Annotated in this window: 1 protein-coding gene and 1 pseudogene; both read left to right on the plus strand. The window is 59.5% G+C overall.

Features of this window, described 5'->3' with window-relative positions; genetic code table 11:
- Positions 1-145: 145 nt before the first annotated feature.
- Positions 146-496, plus strand: a complete 351-nt coding sequence (locus AB4Z11_RS32370; protein ID WP_442030373.1) for a flagellar hook-basal body complex protein FliE — start codon at positions 146-148, stop codon at positions 494-496.
- Between the two features lie 24 nt (positions 497-520).
- Positions 521-1,083, plus strand: a pseudogene (locus AB4Z11_RS32375) (flagellar basal-body MS-ring/collar protein FliF); the annotation flags it as partial.

Genomic DNA, 1,083 nt, shown 5'->3' on the forward strand with positions numbered 1-1,083 from the left:
CAATAACATTGTGAAATTATCAATTAGCATAGTAACCGGAAGTTTGCTGTGAATTTAACACTTCACCCGCCCCGGGCCCGCTGCAATGCAGGCAACAAACTTGAAGTCATGATATTGACGTGCATCACGAAATTGGAGCTAACAGATGGCAACTGAATTCACCGGTCTGATCAAAGCGGACCTCGCCTCTCTGACCAATGCCGCTTCCGACCTGGCACAACAGGCCGGCGCAATTGCCCCTGCTGCGAACTTTGGCAACGCTAACGCAGCGCAGCAATTTTCCTTCGCCCAATCCATGAAAGACGCCGTTGACGGCGTCAATGCAGCCGACGTGGCTGCCGGCCAGAAGATGGCTGACGTGGATGCCGGCCGCAGCGACGACCTGGTAGGCGCCATGCTGGCCAGCCAGGAATCCAGCCTCTCCTTCTCGATGCTGATGCAGGTTCGTAACAAAGTGATGGGCGCGGTCGACGAGCTCATCAAGCTCCCGCTCTAAGCCAGCTGAACGAAAGTCTCTGACGTGATCAACACCCTCAAGTCCGCCTTCGGGCGCTGGCGTTCCGGCGCCACCGCGGTCCCGGCCGTGTCGCCGGCCGTGATGAAGAATCTGTATCCCATCGTGCTGCTGGCCATCGGCCTGACGGCACTGACCCTGATGTTCCTGTGGAAGGACCAGAGCAACTACAAGCCCGTGTTCGGCGCCCGCGAAAAAGTGGCCGTGACCGACATGATGACCGTGCTCGACGGCGAACACATTTCCTACCGCCTGCATCCGGAGACCGGCCAGGTGCTGGTGCCTTCGTCCCAGCTGGGCAAGGTGCGCATGCTGCTGGCCGCCAAAGGCGTGACCGCGCAGCTGCCGGCCGGCCTGGAGCTGATGGACAAGAATGACCCGCTGGGCGTGTCGCAATTCGTGCAGGACGTGCGTTTCCGCCGCGGCCTGGAAGGCGAACTGGCGCAGTCCATCATGACCCTGGACTCGATCGCGCATGCCCGCGTGCATCTATCGATCGCCAAGTCCACTTCCTTCGTATCGTCTGATGGCGAAAAGTCTTCCGCTTCCGTAGTTATCGCTACCAAGCC

The organism is Pseudoduganella sp. RAF53_2 (assembly GCF_052113985.1).
In the GTDB taxonomy this organism is placed as follows: domain Bacteria; phylum Pseudomonadota; class Gammaproteobacteria; order Burkholderiales; family Burkholderiaceae_D; genus Rugamonas.

Excerpts from the sequence above, each read along its gene's own strand:
- AB4Z11_RS32370 (WP_442030373.1), top strand. The coding sequence starts at position 146 with ATGGCAACTGAATTCACCGGTCTGATCAAAGCGGACCTCGCCTCTCTG.